General features: G+C 70.4%; 12 protein-coding genes and 1 pseudogene. 7 read left to right on the forward strand and 6 right to left on the reverse strand.

What is annotated here, in order from left to right; translation table 11 throughout:
- Positions 1–3 precede the first annotated feature (3 nt).
- The 4 genes from Ate02nite_RS04150 to Ate02nite_RS04165 are packed head-to-tail and all read right to left on the reverse strand — an operon-like array spanning position 4 to position 5,411.
- A complete protein-coding gene (locus Ate02nite_RS04150; protein WP_203798862.1) occupies positions 4–960 on the reverse strand; it encodes an ABC transporter substrate-binding protein in 957 nt (318 codons plus the stop codon).
- Complete coding sequence (locus tag Ate02nite_RS04155; RefSeq protein ID WP_203798863.1) at positions 961–2,880, reverse strand: ABC transporter permease; 1,920 nt, start codon at positions 2,878–2,880, stop codon at positions 961–963.
- On the reverse strand, positions 2,877–3,911 hold the full coding sequence (locus Ate02nite_RS04160; RefSeq protein ID WP_203798864.1) for a quaternary amine ABC transporter ATP-binding protein: 1,035 nt from the start codon (positions 3,909–3,911) through the stop codon (positions 2,877–2,879). Before Ate02nite_RS04160 ends, Ate02nite_RS04155 begins: the two co-directional genes overlap by 4 nt.
- A gap of 15 nt (positions 3,912–3,926) precedes the next feature.
- The gene (locus Ate02nite_RS04165; protein ID WP_203798865.1) at positions 3,927–5,411 is read right to left on the reverse strand and encodes a GMC family oxidoreductase; all 1,485 of its coding nucleotides are present in this window, start codon (positions 5,409–5,411) and stop codon (positions 3,927–3,929) included.
- A 151-nt stretch (positions 5,412–5,562) separates the two neighbouring features.
- On the opposite strand from Ate02nite_RS04165, the gene Ate02nite_RS04170 reads away from it, so the two are divergent.
- The 6 genes and pseudogenes from Ate02nite_RS04170 (at position 5,563) to Ate02nite_RS04195 (ending at position 11,096) form a co-directional block, all read left to right on the forward strand.
- Positions 5,563–6,324, forward strand: coding sequence for a glycerophosphodiester phosphodiesterase family protein (locus tag Ate02nite_RS04170; RefSeq protein ID WP_203798866.1), 762 nt, complete (start codon positions 5,563–5,565; stop codon positions 6,322–6,324).
- Positions 6,325–6,820: 496 nt separating this feature from the next.
- A pseudogene (locus Ate02nite_RS48600) lies at positions 6,821–7,348 on the forward strand (hypothetical protein); the annotation flags it as partial.
- An 819-nt stretch (positions 7,349–8,167) separates the two neighbouring features.
- Positions 8,168–8,989: a siderophore-interacting protein gene (locus Ate02nite_RS04180; protein ID WP_203798868.1), complete on the forward strand. Its 822-nt coding sequence runs from the start codon at positions 8,168–8,170 to the stop codon at positions 8,987–8,989.
- A gap of 51 nt (positions 8,990–9,040) precedes the next feature.
- Complete coding sequence (locus Ate02nite_RS04185) at positions 9,041–10,234, forward strand: CynX/NimT family MFS transporter (protein WP_239147103.1); 1,194 nt, start codon at positions 9,041–9,043, stop codon at positions 10,232–10,234.
- A gap of 75 nt (positions 10,235–10,309) precedes the next feature.
- Complete coding sequence (locus Ate02nite_RS04190) at positions 10,310–10,687, forward strand: helix-turn-helix domain-containing protein (protein ID WP_203798869.1); 378 nt, start codon at positions 10,310–10,312, stop codon at positions 10,685–10,687.
- Positions 10,688–10,730: 43 nt separating this feature from the next.
- The gene (locus Ate02nite_RS04195) at positions 10,731–11,096 is read left to right on the forward strand and encodes an SDR family NAD(P)-dependent oxidoreductase (RefSeq protein ID WP_203798871.1); all 366 of its coding nucleotides are present in this window, start codon (positions 10,731–10,733) and stop codon (positions 11,094–11,096) included.
- On the opposite strand, the gene Ate02nite_RS04200 is transcribed toward Ate02nite_RS04195, so the two are convergent.
- Positions 11,093–12,115: an alpha/beta hydrolase gene (locus Ate02nite_RS04200; RefSeq protein WP_203798873.1), complete on the reverse strand. Its 1,023-nt coding sequence runs from the start codon at positions 12,113–12,115 to the stop codon at positions 11,093–11,095. The genes Ate02nite_RS04195 and Ate02nite_RS04200 overlap by 4 nt on opposite strands.
- A gap of 64 nt (positions 12,116–12,179) precedes the next feature.
- On the opposite strand from Ate02nite_RS04200, the gene Ate02nite_RS04205 reads away from it, so the two are divergent.
- Positions 12,180–12,974 (forward strand): class I SAM-dependent methyltransferase, encoded by a 795-nt coding sequence (locus tag Ate02nite_RS04205; protein WP_239147104.1) that lies wholly within the window; start codon positions 12,180–12,182, stop codon positions 12,972–12,974.
- Here Ate02nite_RS04205 and Ate02nite_RS04210 read toward each other — a convergent pair.
- Positions 12,927–15,677, reverse strand: a complete 2,751-nt coding sequence (locus tag Ate02nite_RS04210) for an AfsR/SARP family transcriptional regulator (RefSeq protein WP_203798874.1) — start codon at positions 15,675–15,677, stop codon at positions 12,927–12,929. The two genes, Ate02nite_RS04205 and Ate02nite_RS04210, sit on opposite strands and share 48 nt — an antisense overlap.
- Positions 15,678–15,687 lie beyond the last annotated feature (10 nt).

The following is a 15,687-nucleotide window of genomic DNA, read 5'->3' on the forward strand; positions in this document are numbered from 1 at the left end:
GTGTCAGCTCCCGGCCGGGATCCACGGCTTCCAGGTGGCTTCGTGCTCGTTGACCCACTTCTCGGCCGCCTGGTCGGCGCTCATGCCCTGGTTGGTGAGGTAATCCGAGACGAGGTTCTGGTCGTCGTTGGTCCACTTGAAGTTCTTGATCAGCTGGTAAGCGGTGCTGTTGGCGTCCGCGAACTTCTTGCTGACGATCTTGTCGAGGTCGTAATCGGGGTAATCGCAGGCGACCTTCTTGGGGTCCGCGTCGCACCCGGCGGTGTACGGCGGCAGCTTGATCCGGACGAACTTCTCCTGGGCGAACAGCCACTGCGGTTCGTAGAAGTAGAAGAGCAACGGCTTCTTCTGCGCCCCGGCCTGCTGGGCCGCCTTGATGATCGCCGCCTCGCTGCCGGAGAAGACGACGGTGTAATCCAGTTTCAGGTTGTTGATCAGCGCCACGTCGTTGGTGACGTAGGACGGGTCGCCGCCGAGCAACTGCCCCTTGCCCTTGGACTCCGAGGTCTTGAACAGACTGGCGTACTTGTTGAGGTTCTTGTAATCGGTGATGTCCGGGTATTGGTCGACCATCCACTGCGGCACGTACCAGCCGATGATGCCCGTGTTGCCGGTCGAACCGGCCTCCACCGCAACCTTCTTCTGCTCGATGTAGGTCTTCTTCAAATCGGCGTGACCCCAGTTCTCCAGGATCGCGTCGACCTCGCCGGTCTCGAAGCCCTGCCAGGAGATCTCCTCCTTGAGCTCCTTCTTCTCGACCGTGTAACCGAGCTTCTTCTCCAGCAGATAGGTGACGACGGCCGCGTCGGACTCGTACCCGACCCACGGGTTGACCGCCAGGTTGACGGTGCCCTTCGCCCCCGCGCTCGGCGTGGACTCCCCGGCATCCGAGGTGGCACCGCCGCAGGCGGCCAGGGTCAATATCAGAGCCGCCGAGGCGACTGTCCGCAATCTCATCATCTAGCGAGGTCCCTTCGCGTGGTGGAAACCCTGGGTGAGACGGTCGAGCAGGATGCCGAGCAGGACGATGGCGAAACCGGCCGCGAGGCCCTGGCCGAAGTCCTCACGCTGGGAGAAACCGGCGACCACGTCGTAACCGAGGGCGCCCGCACCGACCAGGCCACCGAGCACGACCATCGCCAGGACCAGGACGATCCCCTGGTTCGCGGCGAGCAGCAGGCCGCCGCGGGCCATCGGCAGTTGCACCTTCCAGAGCAGCTGCCGCGGGGTGGAGCCGGCCGAGACCGCGGCCTCGACCACGGTGGCCGGCACGTCCCGCAGCCCCCGGTCGACGAGCCGCACCACCGGCGGAAACGCGTAGACGAAACCGGCCATGATCGCGGTGAACCGGCTGGCCCCGAAGAGCGCCACGGCCGGCAGCAGATAGACGAAGGACGGCATGGTCTGCGCGGCGTCCAGCACCGGCCGCAGCCCCGCCGCGAACCAGTCGTGCCGGGCCGACCAGACCCCCAGCACGATCCCGACCGCCATCGTCAGCACGATGGTGACCAGCACGGTGGCCAGCGTCTGCATGGCGTGCTGCCACAGCCCGAGCCCGGCGATCCCGGCCGCGGCCAGCGCCGCGACGGCGGCCGACCGAACCCCGCTGACCAGCGTCCCGAACGCGGCCACCAGGAGCACGAAGAGCCACCACGGCGTGCTGGTCAGCACGCTCTCGAGCGGGTCGAGCAGCCCCGCACTGACCACGTTCTTGATCCACTCGGTGGCGTCGTACCAGTGCAGCTCGATCCACCCGGTGAGGTCGTTGACCGGCCCCGCGAAGGACAACCGTGGCAGGTCCTGGCCGATCGGCAGCAGCGCCACCACGACCACCGCCACCAGCGCCCCGCCCGCGACGACCCACCTCGACCGGCCCCTGGTGGCCGGCCGGCGGCGGGCCGCGCCGGTGGTGATCCGGTCCAGGACCACCGCCATGATCACGATGGCCAGGCCGGCATCGAAGGCGACGCCGACGTTGACCCTTTCCAGGGCGCGGATGATGTTCTGGCCCAGGCCCGGCGCGTCGATCAGGGCGGTGATCACCACCATGGACAGCGCCATCATGATCGTCTGGTTGACCGCGAGCACGATGGTCGGCCGGGCCATCGGCAGCCGCACCTTGGTCAACAGTTGCCGGCCGGTCGAGCCGAGCGCGGTGGCCGCCTCCACGCTGGTCGGCGAGACCTCGCGGAGGCCGAGTTCGGTGATCCGGATGGTGGCCGGCACCGCGTAGATCAGGGTCGCGATCACCGCGGCCGGCTCGCCGATCAGGAAGAGCAGGGTCATCGGCGCGAGGTACGCGAAGGTCGGCATGATCTGCATGACGTCGAGCACCGGCCGCAGGGTCGCGCTCACCCAGTTCACCCGGGCCGCGAGCACCCCGATCGGCACCCCGGTCAGCACCGCCAGCAGCACCGCCGAGACGGTCAGCACCAGCGTGTCGACGCTCTCCGCCCAGAGCCCGAGAAACCCGAACGCCAGAAACCCGCCGACCGCGACCAGCGCCGTCCGCCACCCGGCCAGCACCAGCGCCACCGCGCCGGCCGCCGCGACCAGCCCCGCGAACCCGAGCCCGTAGAGCCCGGCCTGCACCGCGTCGACAAGCAGCCGCACCCCCAGCCGCAGATAGTTGACGCCGTAGAGAAAGAGCGGGCTGGTGTCCCGGTTGTCGTCCACCCAGTTGCGCACGCCGGTGAAGAACCGGAACGCCGCCGCGTCGTCCGAGTCCGCGGCCCCAGCGGTCCGAAACCCGAGGTAGGCCCCCACGGCCGCGACCACCAGCAGCACCCAGAGCACCCGCCGCCGGGTGACCCGCCGTGGCGCCGTCTCCCCCGCCACCGCGACCACCCGCCCTCCGGGCTGGATGGCGGTCGTAGTCATGCCGGGACCTGGCGGTGGTGGCTGATCAAGGCCGGGAGCAGGCGGTCGGCGTCGACGACGCCTACTACGCGGTCGCCCTCCACCACCTGGACCGGGAGCTTCGCGCGCAGGATGCGGGGGACCGCGTCGCGGATCACCGTGGTGGCCGGCAGCGGCTGGTCCTCGCAGGTCTCGCCGGCCAGCGGGTCTCGCATGATCCAGCGCAGGGTCAGCACGTCGGAGCGCGGCACATCGCGGACGAAGTCGGCCACGTAGTCGTCGGCGGGGGCGCCGACCAGGTCTTCCGGGGTTCCCACCTGGACCAGTTCGCCGTCGCGCAGGACCGCGATCCGGTCGCCCAGGGTCAGCGCCTCGGCCAGGTCGTGGGTGATGAAGACCAGTGTCTTGCCGACCTCGGCGTGCAGCCGGCGCACCTCGGTCTGCATGTCCCGGCGGATCAACGGGTCCAGGGCGCTGAACGGCTCGTCGAACAGCAGCAGCGCCGGGTCGATGGCCAGCGCCCGGGCCAGGCCGACCCGCTGCTGCATGCCGCCGGAGAGCTGCTCGGGGTATTGATTCTCGTGACCGTCCAGGCCGACCAGGGTCAGCATCTCGCCGGCCCGGCGGTGCCGTTCGGCCCGCCCGATGCCCTGGATCTCCAGGCCGTAACCGACGTTGTCCAGCACCGAGCGGTGCGGCAGCAGCCCGAAGTGCTGGAACACCATGGCCACCCGGTGCCGGCGCAGGTCGCGCAGCCGCCGGGCGTTCATCGCCCGGACCGCCTCGCCGTCGATGCTGATCTCGCCGCTGGTCGGTTCGATCAGCCGGGTCAGGCAGCGCACCAGCGTCGACTTGCCGCTGCCGGACAGGCCCATCACGACGAAGACCTCGCCGGCCTCGACCGCGAAGCTGACGTCCCGCACCGCCGCCAGGCAGCCGGTGCGTTCGCGCAGCTCGGCTCGGGGCAGCGAAGCCAGCTCGGTGCCGACCACCCGCTCCGGCTTGGGGCCGAAGACCTTCCACAGATGCTCGACGGTGATCGTGGACGTCACGGGACCTCCCAGAAGCTAGAGATCGGCACTGATCAGGTCGGCGGCCCGCTCCCCGACCAGGAAGACCGCCACCATCGGGTTGACCGTGAGCATCGTCGGGAAGACCGAGGCGTCGGCGATCCGGACGTTGGGGAACCCGCGCAACCGCAGCTCCGGGTCGACCACGGCCAGTTCGTCCGAGGCCGCGCCCATCCGGCAGGTGCCGGCCGGATGGAAGACGGTGTGGTGCACGGCCCGGCCGTAGGCGGACAGCTCCTCGTCGGTGCGGATCGCCGGGCCGGGCGCGATCTCCCGGGCGATCCAGGAGGCGAACGGCTCGGTGGCGGCGACCTCGCGGGCCAGCCGCAGGCCGTCCACGATGGTCCGCTCGTCGTAGCCGTCGGGGTCGGTGAAGTAGCGGAAGTCCAGCAGCGGCTTGGTCGCCGGGTCGGCGTCGGCCAGCGTCAGCCGGCCCACACTGTGCGGCCGCGGCACGTTCGGGGTCATGCCAAAACCATGCTGGGGTACGTCGTAGCCGAGCCGCTCGGTGTTGACCGTGAACGGGATCTGATAGAGGTGGAACATCAGGTCGGGACGTTCGGCCGAGGCGTCACGCCGCACGAACAGGCCGGCGTCCGAGTCCATCGCCGACATCGGCGGGATCGGCCGGCTCGCCTCCCACAGGATCAGCGACTCCGGGTGGTCGAGCAGGTTCTCGCCGACCCCGGGCAGGTCGGCCCGCACCGCGATGCCGAGACGTTCCAGATCCGCGGCCGGCCCGATGCCGGACAACAGCAGCAGGCGCGGGGTGTCGATGGCGCCGGCGCTCAGGACGTACTCATGGGTGGCCTTGATGATTTTGATCTGGTCGCCCTGCCGGACGGTGACCCCGGCCTCCGGGTCGAGATGGAACGCCCAGGTGTCGGTCATGATCGTGAGGTTCGGGCGATCGAGGTGCGGGTGCAGGTAGCTGACCGACGCGGACGATCGGACGCCGGTCTCCGGGTGGTAACCGACCGGGAAGAAGCCGGTGCCGTCGGCGAACGGCGCCGCGTTGAAGTCGTCGAGGACCGGCACGCCGAGCGCGGTGTGGCAGGCGGCCACGAAGTCGGCGGTGATCGGATTGCGGTCGGCCGGGGCCACCGGGGTGATGTTGACGGCGAGGCGTTTCCAGTACGGCAGCATCTCGTCGTAGGACCAGCCGGTCGCGCCGGCCGCCACCCAGTCGGCGAAGTCGCCGGGCGGCGGCAGAAAGCTGATCATCGTGTTGTGCGAGGAGCAGCCGCCGAGCACCTTGGCCCGCGAGTGCCGCAGGTGCGAGTTGCCGCGTGGCTGTTCGACGATCGGGTAGTCGTAGTCGAACTCGGTCTCCAGCAGGTTCAGCCAGTTCCGCAACTGCAGAACCCGCTGGTCACCCACGTCCGAAGGGCCGCCCTCGATGAGGCACACCCGCACCGCCGGGTCGGCCGACAGCCGGGAGGCGACGACCGAACCGGCCGTTCCCCCTCCGACGATGACCACGTCGAACTCGCTTGTATCCAGCTTGAGCCACCCTCCCCGCGCCGTGATCACAGGATTGTCAGGCGCCCGGAAGATGGTCAATGAGATCGACGGACTTTTACCTCTGTGCAACAAACGCGTCTTTTCAAGATCGCGATCGTAGAATCCGGTAGTGCATCCGTACCTGGACGGACCGGCCCCGCTGGCGTTCGCGCACCGGGGTGGCGCCGCGGCCGGCGATGAGAACACCGCCGAGGCGTTCGAGCGGGCCGTCAAGCTGGGATATCGGTACGTCGAGACCGACGTGCACGCCACCGCGGACGGCGTGCCGGTGATCTTCCACGACGACACGCTGACCCTGCTCACCGAGCACACCGGCCGCGTCGAGGACCTGCGCTGGGCCGATCTGGCCACGATCCGGGTGGCCGGCGCGGCCGCGATCCCCCGCCTCGACGAGGTGCTGGCGGCCTGGCCGGAGATCCGCTTCAACATCGACGTCAAGGCCGACTCGGCCGCCGCGCCCGCGGTGGAGACGATCCACCGGGCCGGCGCGCAGTCCCGGGTCTTACTGGCTTCCTTCAGCGACGCCCGCCTGGCCACCCTGCGCCGGCTGGCCGGGCCGCGGGTGGCCACGTCGCTCGGCATGCGCGGGGTGGCCCGCCTCCGGCTGGCCTCGCTGATCGGCGGCCGGGTCCGCCCGCCGGCCTCGGTGGTCGCCGCCCAGGTCCCGGTCAGCCACGGCCGCTTCCCGGTGGTGGACCGCCGGTTCATCCGCTGCTGCCATCGCTCCGGGCTGCAGGTCCACGTGTGGACGGTCGACTCCCCGGCCGAGATGAATCGCCTGCTCGATCTGGGCGTCGACGGCCTCATGACCGACGATCTGACGGCATTACGCGACACCTATTCGGCCCGCGGCCAATGGCCGGAAACATAACCTGACTCATACTTAAAGCTACTTCTCAGGTTCACACAGTCGCGGATGGTTTACATTTCTTGGGCAGCGCCACCGCGTGGAGATCATCTTCTATCTCCGCAGGTCAGTGAAATTTTTGGTGATCTTGTTGAACTCCGAGCATCGTCCGTTCGGAGGATGCTCGGGGTTCGAGTGATCTCCCATATCTTTTCTTTAAGATTGGGCCAAGAATTCATCAAATTGGCTGCCTTAATTGCTATTTCGCGGGATGGCTCTTACCTTCTGAGAGCCGGTTGTCAGGGAACCGGGCAGATTCTTTGAAGAAGAGGTATCGCGCATGCGTAGGTCGGCTTATCGCCGTGCTGCCGCGCCATCCGGCGGCAACCGACGTCTCCTCGCGGTCGGCGCGGTGGTCGCCGCACTGGGCGCGGTCGTCGCGTTCACCACGCTCTCCAGCGCCGCCGAGAACGACGTGCCCGCGGGCAGCGGCGCCGGCAAGGTGGTCAACGGTCAGGTGATCCTCACCGACACCTGTGTGGACAGCAAGCTGCTGGCGCACGACGGCTTCCAGAAGGGCGACCGCTGCGTCTCCACCGAGTTCGGTGAGGTCTCCAGCGCCGCCAACAACTCGTCGCTGCTGATCACCGAGTCGCCGCGAACGGTAAACGTCAACACGCCCTTCACGCTCAAGGTCAGCACCCGCAACCTGATCCGCGACCGCTTCCTCGCGGCCGGCGCCGGCGGTTACTACGTGGAGAGCTCGGTGCTGCAGAACGGCATCGAGCGCGGCCACTTCCACACCGCCTGCCGCATGCTCACCTCCACCCGGGAGGCCCCCGACCCGTCGCCGGTGCCCGCGTTCTTCGTGGCCACCGAGGACAAGAAGGGTGGCAAGGCGCCCGACACGGTGACCATCTCGGTGCCGGGCCTGCCGCAGGAGGGCACCGCCCAGTGCGCGTCGTGGGCCGGTGACGGTTCGCACCGCGTGCCGATGATGGAGCGGGCCAACGAGACCCCCGCCATCGACGCCATCCGCATCCGGGTCACCGCGAACGGCGGCGGCCAGCAAGGCGGCAACAACGGCGGCCAGCAGGGCGGCAACAACGGCGGCCAGCAAGGCGGGAACAACAACGGCGGCCAGAACAACGGCGGGCAGCAGGGCGGCAACAACGGCGGCCAGCAGGGCGGCAACAACACCAACACCACGGTCACGCCGGCCACGCCGCCGACCACCGCTCCCACCACCAAGGCCACGACCAAGGCCCCCACGAACGGTGGCACCACCGGCGCGACGGTGAAGGACGACTTCACCCCGAACCCGACCCCCACCACCACCGTCAAGCCGGCCGCCACCACCACCACGACGAAGCCGACCGACACGAAGACCGCCAAGCCGACTTCCACCCGTACGACGGAAAGCAGCGAAACCGACGCCACCGAGAGCGAGAGCGACTCGGAGGCGGAGCCGACGGAGACCGTCACCGCGAAGCCGAAGGCGAGCAAGAGCACCGAGGCGGCCGCGGCCGGCGACTACACCTACTCGAACGACGACGGCCAGCTGAACTCGGGCGAGCAGCCGCCGACGATCGACCAGGTCGCCGCGAAGACCACGCAGGAGCAGAAGAGCGGCGTGCTGGCCCTGACCGGCAGCAACACCGTCGCCTTCCTGGGCGGCGCGGTCGTCCTGATGCTGGTGGGTCTCACGGTGATGGCGCTGACCAGGCGCCGCCGCCCGGGTACCACCTGGCAGTAAAGAATTCCACCGAAGCGGCCCGGTCGATTTCGACCGGGCCGCTTTGCCGTGTGCGAGATCGCCAGGAGTGAGGGTAGCCTTACCAACGAATACGAGCGGAAGAGGAACAACATGCCGAACAGGCCGGCGCGCCCCGCCCATCAGGCGGTTGTCACTCGGGTGGAGCAGCTCACCCCGCACATGGTCCGGGTGGTCGTCGGTGGCGAGGGCCTGCGGGCGATCGAGGCGGGTTCCTGCAGCGATCACTACGTGAAGGTGTTGTTCCCGCAGCCCGGGTTCGACTACCCCGAGCCGTTCGACCCCGGCGTGGTCCGCGAGACGATGCCGCGCGAGGCGTGGCCGGTCACCCGCACCTACACGATCCGCCGCTGGCTCCCCGAGATCCCCGAGATGTGGATCGACTTCGTCGTGCACGGCGACGAGGGCATCGCCGGCCCGTGGGCGGCCGGCGCCAAGCCCGGCGACCAGTTGCTGTTCATGGGCCCCGGCGGCGGCTACGCCCCGAGCCCCACCGCCGACTGGCACCTGCTGGCCGGCGACGAGAGCGCCCTGCCGGCGATCGCGGCAGCTCTCGAGCAGATGCCGCCCGGCGCCGAGGTCCGCGCGTTCATCGAGGTGTCCGGCCCCGACGAGGAACAGAAGATCGAAACCGACGCCGACATCGTCTGGCTGCATCGCGGCCACCGCACGGTCGGCGAGCTGCTGGCCGAGACCGTCCGAGCCACCGAATTCCCGGCGGGGAAGGTGCACGCGTTCGTGCACGGCGAGGCCAACTTCGTGAAGGACGCGCGAGCTTTCCTGCGCAAGGAGTGCGCCATCCCGCTGGAGCAGTTGTCGATCTCCGGCTACTGGCGCCGGGGCCTGAACGAGGACGGCTGGCAGGGCACCAAGCGCGAGTGGAACCAGCAGGTGGAGCGCGAGCAGGAGGCGTGATCGCGGGCACTCGACCGCGCGTTTCCACCGTGTAACACCGATGATGTGTAAGTGGTGACCGCCGAACAGCAGCTGACAGTTTCCAAGCCTCACGGCAAGCTGGTCATGCTGACCGCACTCCTGCTGGCGGCGGTAAATCTGCGGCTGGCGGTAACCAGCATCGGCCCGGTGTTGCACGAGATCCGCGAGGGTCTCGACATGAGCTCAACGGTGGCCGGCCTGCTGACGTCGGTCCCCGTCTTCTGCTTCGCCACGGTTGGCCTGGCCGCCCCCCGCCTGGCCCGGCGTTTCGGCGCCAACCGGGTAATCATCACCGGCCTGGCCATCCTGGCGACGGGCCTTGCGCTGCGCCCCTACGCCCCCGGCGTGACCCTGTTCCTGCTGCTGAGCCTGGTGTCACTGGCCGGCATCGCGGTGGTCAACGTGCTCCTGCCGATGATCGTCAAGGAGTGGTTCCCCACCCAGGTAGGCACGATGACCGGCCTCTACACGGTCGCGCTGAACCTGGGCGCAACCTTGGCGGCCGCCACCACGGTCCCCCTGACGCACGCCTTCGGCGGAAGCTGGCAGCTGGGCCTGGCCTGCTGGGCACTGCTGGCGGTGGTTGCGCTGCCGGCTTGGCTCCCGCTGGTGCGGGAGAAGGCATCCGGCGTTCCGCCGACCAAGGCCGAGGCGGCCGTACGGGTAAGCAGACATCCCGTGGCCTGGGCCCTGGCCGTCTACTTCGGAATGCAGTCGACGTCGGCCTACGTCATCATCGGCTGGCTCCCCCAGATCTACCGCGACGCAGGCCTTTCGGCCGACGAGGCCGGCCTGCTGTTCGCGACAACGTCCCTGCTGGGCGTGCCCCTGGGACTGGCCTTGTCAGCGCTGGCCGGAAGGATCCGCAGCCAGAGCGCCATAGCCGGAACCCTGGCCCTGTTCGGCATAGCCGGCTACGCCGGCCTGTGGTGGGACCCGGCCGCAGCACCATGGCTGTGGGTAGTCTTGCTGGGCATCGTAAACACCGCGTTCCCCCTGGTCCTGACCATGATCGGCCTACGCGGAAGCTCCCCCGCCACGGTGGTGAAGCTGTCGGCCTTCGCCCAGAGCGTCGGCTACCTGCTGGCCATCCCCGGCCCGATCCTGGTCGGCCTCCTGCACGACCACACCGGCGGCTGGCGCGTACCCCTGGCCCTGATGATCGCCTTGATGGTCCCCCAGCTGATAGCCGGCGTCTACGCCGGCCGAGACCGCCAGATCTAGCTCGCTTTCGGTAATTTGAATCTCGTGCCGCAGCCGACGCCCCTGGGCTAATTCCTTCGCGCACGACGCGCCGTCGTGCGCCCGGTCGAACGCGACGGAAAGTTGCGACGAGTCCACGGGCTGCGCCGCGAAGAGGTGGCCAAGCTGGCCGCGATCAGTCCCGACTATTACGTGCGCCTCGAGCAGGGCCGCAACGACAGCCCTTCGCCGCAGGTCGTGGACGCCCTGGCCCGGGCCCTGCAGCTGGACGAGGACGGCGCCCGCTATCTCCGGAAACTCGCCGGCCATCCGCGGACCGCCGTCGCCGGCACCGACCCGCAGCAGGTGCCGGACGGCGTCCTACTGCTGTTGTCGGGGCTGCGCGAGGTGCCCGCCTTCGTGCACGGCAAATATCTCGACGTCCTGGCGGCCAACCCGCTCGCCGAGGCCCTCTTTCCCGGCCAGCGTGAATGACAGCCCCAGGCACGTCGCTCCGGGCCGCCGTACCGTCGTTGACATGTCCGACTTGATCACTACGCCCTTCGGCTTCACCAGCACCGCCGACGAGATTCTCGCCGGTGTCGACCTCACCGGCCGACGCGCCGTGGTGACCGGCGGTGCCACCGGCATCGGGCGGGAGACGACGCGCGCCCTGGCCGCGGCCGGCGCCGAGGTCACCATCGCGACCCGGAACCTGGCCGCGGCCCACCGGCTGGCCGGAGAACTGGACGGAAACGTCCAGGCCGCCGCGCTCGATCTGGCCGACCTCGACTCGGTCGACGAGCCGCCCGAGATGTTCGGCAAGGGCGTTGCCGCCTGGGCCGTAGACCCCGACAACGCCGCCCACCTGTGGGACGTCGCCACCGCTCTGTTGAAGGTCTAGCCCGCAAGCAACTTCAAGAGCTCCCCGGCAACGTCAGCCGGCCGCTCGACATGCGGCGAGTGCCCACAGTTTTCGTAGACCACCTCGGCATAAGGCCCATACCGCTCGAACACCGCCCGCGTCTGCGAAACCATCGGCTGCGGCGGCGCCGCCTCAGCTCCAGGCCAGCCCGGAACCACGCCGATGGACCCCAGATAGGCGAGATCGAAGAACGAGGTGTCGGAGACGATCGCGTCCCGATCCCCCCGCACCCAGGTGATAGGCGGCTTGTCCGGCACCGCGACCAGGTCCGAGGCCACGTTGAAGTGGTTGGGCGCCATGGTGTTCAGCACCCCCCGATCCCCCGGCCCGAAACCCGGCCAGGCATCAACCGGCTTGCTGTCCCCCGGGTAGTTGTCCTCCCCGATCGCGGTGCTCAACACCGTATCGAGCAGCAACTGCTCATCCGCCCCGAGACTGGCCGGATCGGCCACATAAGCGGTGCGCAGCACGCTGAGCGGACTGGTCGGGCTGTCGACGCTGCGATCCCCGTCAAGGATCCGCTGCACGAAGTCGGGATTCGCCCCGCCCCCACCGGTCCCGGCGAAGTCAGCCAGCGGAGTTCCGTCCAGCCCCCGGGTCCCGCCAAACCCATAAGGGCTGAGCGGCGCCTCCAGGAGCAGCGCCGAGAACCGCTCCGGGTGATCGACGAGCAGCTGCATCGCGACGCCGCACCCCATCGAGTGGGCAACGAGCGCGACCTTTCCCGACGGCACGAGCACGTCGAGAACCGCGGCCACGTCGTCAGCGAAGTCCCGGAGCCCGCGGGTGGCGTCGACCGGCGCGGTCTCCGACCGGCCGTATCCCCGCAGGTCCGGCGCGATGATCCGAAGATGAGGCGGCAGATGCCGCAGAAGTGGCTGCCAGAAGGCAGCGGACGAACAGTTACCGTGCACGAACAGCACCGGAGTGCCATCGGCCGGCCCGTCGACCAGAACGTTGAGGGAGATGCCGCGGACGGCGACGGATACCTCTTCCATCGCCGAAGCCTCCCACCGCAGCTCGGGCCCGCACAGTGTGGCCAACCCACATATCCTGCGAGTCATGGCCGGTGACGTGTGGGCGGTCGGAAGCGTCTACGAAGCATATGTGGGCCGGTGGAGCCGCCCGGTCGCAACGGAGTTCGTCCGCTGGCTGGCGGTGCCCCCAGCCACCCGCTGGCTGGACGCGGGCTGCGGCACGGGCGCCCTGACCGACGCGATAACCGCAAACGCCGCCCCGGCGCTAGTGGTGGGCGCCGACATGTCCCTGGGCTTCCTGAAAGGCCCAACGGTGGTCAACGCCGACGCAGCGGCCCTCCCCCTGGCAACAGGCGAGTTCGGCGCGGTGGTCAGCGGCCTGGCCCTGAACTTCGTGCCTCGCCCCGGCGACGCGATAGCCGAGTTCGCCCGGGTAGCGAAACCGGGCGCGACGGTAGCCGCCTACGTCTGGGACTACACCGACGGCATGCAGATGATGCGCTGGTTCTGGGACGCGGCCCGAGAGGTCGACCCGGCCGCCCCCGACGAGGGCCCACGCTTCCCGATCTGCCACCCGCCGGCTTTGGAAGCGGCGTGGACCGCAGCCGGCCTAGGCGAGGTGTCGGTCCGCCCGATCGAGATCCCGACCGTCTTCACCGATTTCGACGACTACTGGCAGCCGTTCCTGGGTGGCCAGGGCGCCGCGCCCGCCTACCTGGCTCGCCTCGACCCCGACCGGCAACGGGCGATCCGCGACCGCCTGGAAAACCAACTGCCACGACAGGCGGACGGCACGATCGCGCTGACCGCGGTCGCCTGGGCCGTCCGCGGCTTACGGGTCGAGTCGGGCACGAACCGCGCCGACGTCCGGATGGCGTAGGTCGGTGAGGATCGTCAGGGCGTCCTGCCACGCCGAGCGGGCCGCGGCCGACGCACCGGCGGCCTGGAGGGTGTCACCGAGCCGGGTCAGCGTGTCGGCCTCGTTGTAGCGGTTGCCGAGCTTGCGGAAGAGGGCCAGCGCTCGCCGGAAACAGGCCACCGCCGCGGCGTGCTCCCCGAGCCGGTGGTGGACGTACCCGAGGCTGTCGAGCGTGTTGGCCTGGCCATGATCATCGGCCAGCTCCTCGAAGATGGCGAGCGCTCGGCGGCAGGAGGCGAGCGCCTCGGGCTCGTCGCCGAGCTGGGCGCTGTACCAGCCGATGCTGTTGAGCGCGTGCGCCTCGCCGTTGCGGTGCCCGGCCTGCCGGTAGAGCTCGAGCGCCTGCCGGCCGTGGGCCCGCGACTGCTCCGGCTCGTGCCGGCGCTCGAAGAGGTAGCTCAGGTGGTGGTGCGCCCGAGCCTCGCCGGTTCGGTTGCCGAGCTCGTGGAACTGCGCGCGGCCGAGGTTCAGTTCCCGTTCGGCCTCGTCGAGCCGGCCCAGTCGGACGCAGGTGGTGCCGAGCTGGTGGTGGGCCCGGGCCTGCACCGCGGGGTCGCCGAGCCGGACGGCTACGGCCAGCGCGGTGCCGGTGACGGCGGCCAGCTCGGACCAGAGCCCGCGCCGGCCGAGGACGGTACGCACGGTCCAGACCAGCTGCCAGGCGTGGGTGTCGAGGCCGTGCGCGGCGGCGTGGTCGATCGCGGTCAGCAGGGTGGCCTGTTCGGTGGTGAACCAGTCGAGGGCGGCCCGCTCGTCGGCGAACGACCCGGGCCGCACCCAGGCCTCGGGCGCGGCCAGCGACACCGGGTCCCGGGCCGGGTAGAGGCGGCGGTCGGCGGCGTACGCGGTGTGCAGGTAGTGGTCGAGGACGCGAAGCCGGGCGATGTCGTGGTCGGGGTCGGCGGCGACCAGTTCGGCGGCGTACGCCCGGAGCAGGTCGTGGTGGGTGTAGCGGCCAGGCCGGTGCTCGGTGAGCAGGTTCGCACCGGTGAGCTCGGCGAGCAGCGCCCCGGTCCCGCCCGGCGGTAGCGCGGCGAGCGCGGCCGCGGCCGGCGCCGCCAGGTCCGGGCCGGGGTGCAGCCCGAGCAGCCGGAACAGTCGCTGGGCCGGGGCGGAGAGCGCGTCGTAGGAGTGGCCGATCACCGCCCGCAGGTTGGTGTGCGGGTCGTCGCCGCCCAGCACGTTGAGGCGGGCCTGATGAAGTTCGCCGGCCAGCACGGCCAGTGGTGCGGCCGGGCGGACGGCGGCCCGGGCCGCGACGATCGCGAGCGCGAGGGGCAGCCGGGCGCAGCTCTCGATCAGGGCGGTGACCGCCTGCCATTCGTTGACGACCCGGTCGGCGCCGAGCCGGCGGCTCAGCAGTTGGGCGGCCTCGTCGGTGCTGAGCAGGCCGAGGTCGACGGCGTGCGCGGCCTCGGCGGCGACCAGGCCGGCGAGTGCGTCCCGGCTGGTGACCACGGTCAGGCAGCCGGGGGTGCCGGGCAGCAGCGGGCGCACCTGGATCTCGTCGAGGGCGTTGTCGAGCACGATCAGCATCCGGCGGCCGGCCAGCTCGGAGCGGTAGAGCGCGGCCGCGGCCTCGAGACCGGTGGGGATCCGCCGGGACGGCACGTCCAGCGCTTCCAGGCAGTGCCGGATCGCGGCGGCCGGCTGCACCGGGGATTCGACCGGGTCGAAGCCGCGAAGGTTCAGGTAGAGCTGGCCTTCCGGGAAACGGTCGGCGAGCCGGTGCGCCCAGTGCACGGCGAGCGTGGTCTTGCCGACCCCGGCCGTGCCGCGCAGCAGCACGAGCGGGCCCGGGTCGGCGAGCAGGGCGTCGAGCCGGGCGAGCTGGTCGTGCCGGCCGACGAAGCCGCGCACGTCCAGCGGCAGCTGCCGGGGCCCCGCCGAGACAGCCGGCCGGAACGGCGCCACCGGCGGCGGCCGTTCCTCGCGCAGGATGCTCTGGTAGGCCTTGCGCAGCTCGGTGCCCGGGCCGACACCGAGCTCGTCGGCGAGCCGGTTGGTCACCCGCATGTACCGGTCGATGGCCTCGGCGGTGCGCCCGGCCGCGTGCAGCGCCCGCACGTAGGCGGCCGCGACCGACTCGACCAGCGGGTGCTCCTCGGTGAGGTCGGCCAGCGCCGCGGTGACCGTGGCCGCGTTGCCCAGCTCCAGCTCGGCCAGTGCCCATGCGGCCACCACGTCGAGGTGCTCGTGCTGCCAGGCCGAGCGGACCCGGCTCGCCCACTCACCGGGCAGCCCGGCCAGCGGTTCGCCGCGCCACAGCCCGACGGCCTCGCGGAGCAGCCGCACCCGCTCGTCGCCGGTCGTGGTGCGGGCCCGGTCGGCCAGCCGGCGTAGCCGGTGCAGGTCGATCTGGTCGAGGTCGGCCTGCACCTGGTAGCCGCCACCGCCGCGGATCAGCCGGACCGGCCGGCCGCTCAGCTCGGCCGCGAGGTGCAGGGCCATCCGGATCCGGGAGACGTGGGCGCGCATCGCGGTGCGGGCGCCGTCGGGCGCGTCGACGCCCCAGACCCGATCGACAAGCGTCGACCAGGTGACCGGACGGTTGGCGTCGACGAGCAGGGCCGCGAGGACGTGGTGCTGGCGCGGTTGAAGCCGCCCGACCGGTCTTCCGGACGCGCGAATCTCCACCGGACCCAACACCAACAGCTCGGTCATGACCCCGCCC

This window comes from Paractinoplanes tereljensis (assembly GCF_016862435.1).
Taxonomy (GTDB): Bacteria; Actinomycetota; Actinomycetes; order Mycobacteriales; family Micromonosporaceae; genus Actinoplanes; species Actinoplanes tereljensis.

Excerpts from the sequence above, each read along its gene's own strand:
- Ate02nite_RS04155 (WP_203798863.1), bottom strand. The coding sequence starts at position 2,880 with ATGACTACGACCGCCATCCAGCCCGGAGGGCGGGTGGTCGCGGTGGCG.
- Ate02nite_RS04200 (WP_203798873.1), bottom strand. The coding sequence starts at position 12,115 with ATGGAAGAGGTATCCGTCGCCGTCCGCGGCATCTCCCTCAACGTTCTG.
- Ate02nite_RS04150 (WP_203798862.1), bottom strand. The coding sequence starts at position 960 with ATGATGAGATTGCGGACAGTCGCCTCGGCGGCTCTGATATTGACCCTG.
- Ate02nite_RS04205 (WP_239147104.1), top strand. The coding sequence starts at position 12,180 with ATGGCCGGTGACGTGTGGGCGGTCGGAAGCGTCTACGAAGCATATGTG.
- Ate02nite_RS04195 (WP_203798871.1), top strand. The coding sequence starts at position 10,731 with ATGTCCGACTTGATCACTACGCCCTTCGGCTTCACCAGCACCGCCGAC.
- Ate02nite_RS04180 (WP_203798868.1), top strand. The coding sequence starts at position 8,168 with ATGCCGAACAGGCCGGCGCGCCCCGCCCATCAGGCGGTTGTCACTCGG.
- Ate02nite_RS04210 (WP_203798874.1), bottom strand. The coding sequence starts at position 15,677 with ATGACCGAGCTGTTGGTGTTGGGTCCGGTGGAGATTCGCGCGTCCGGA.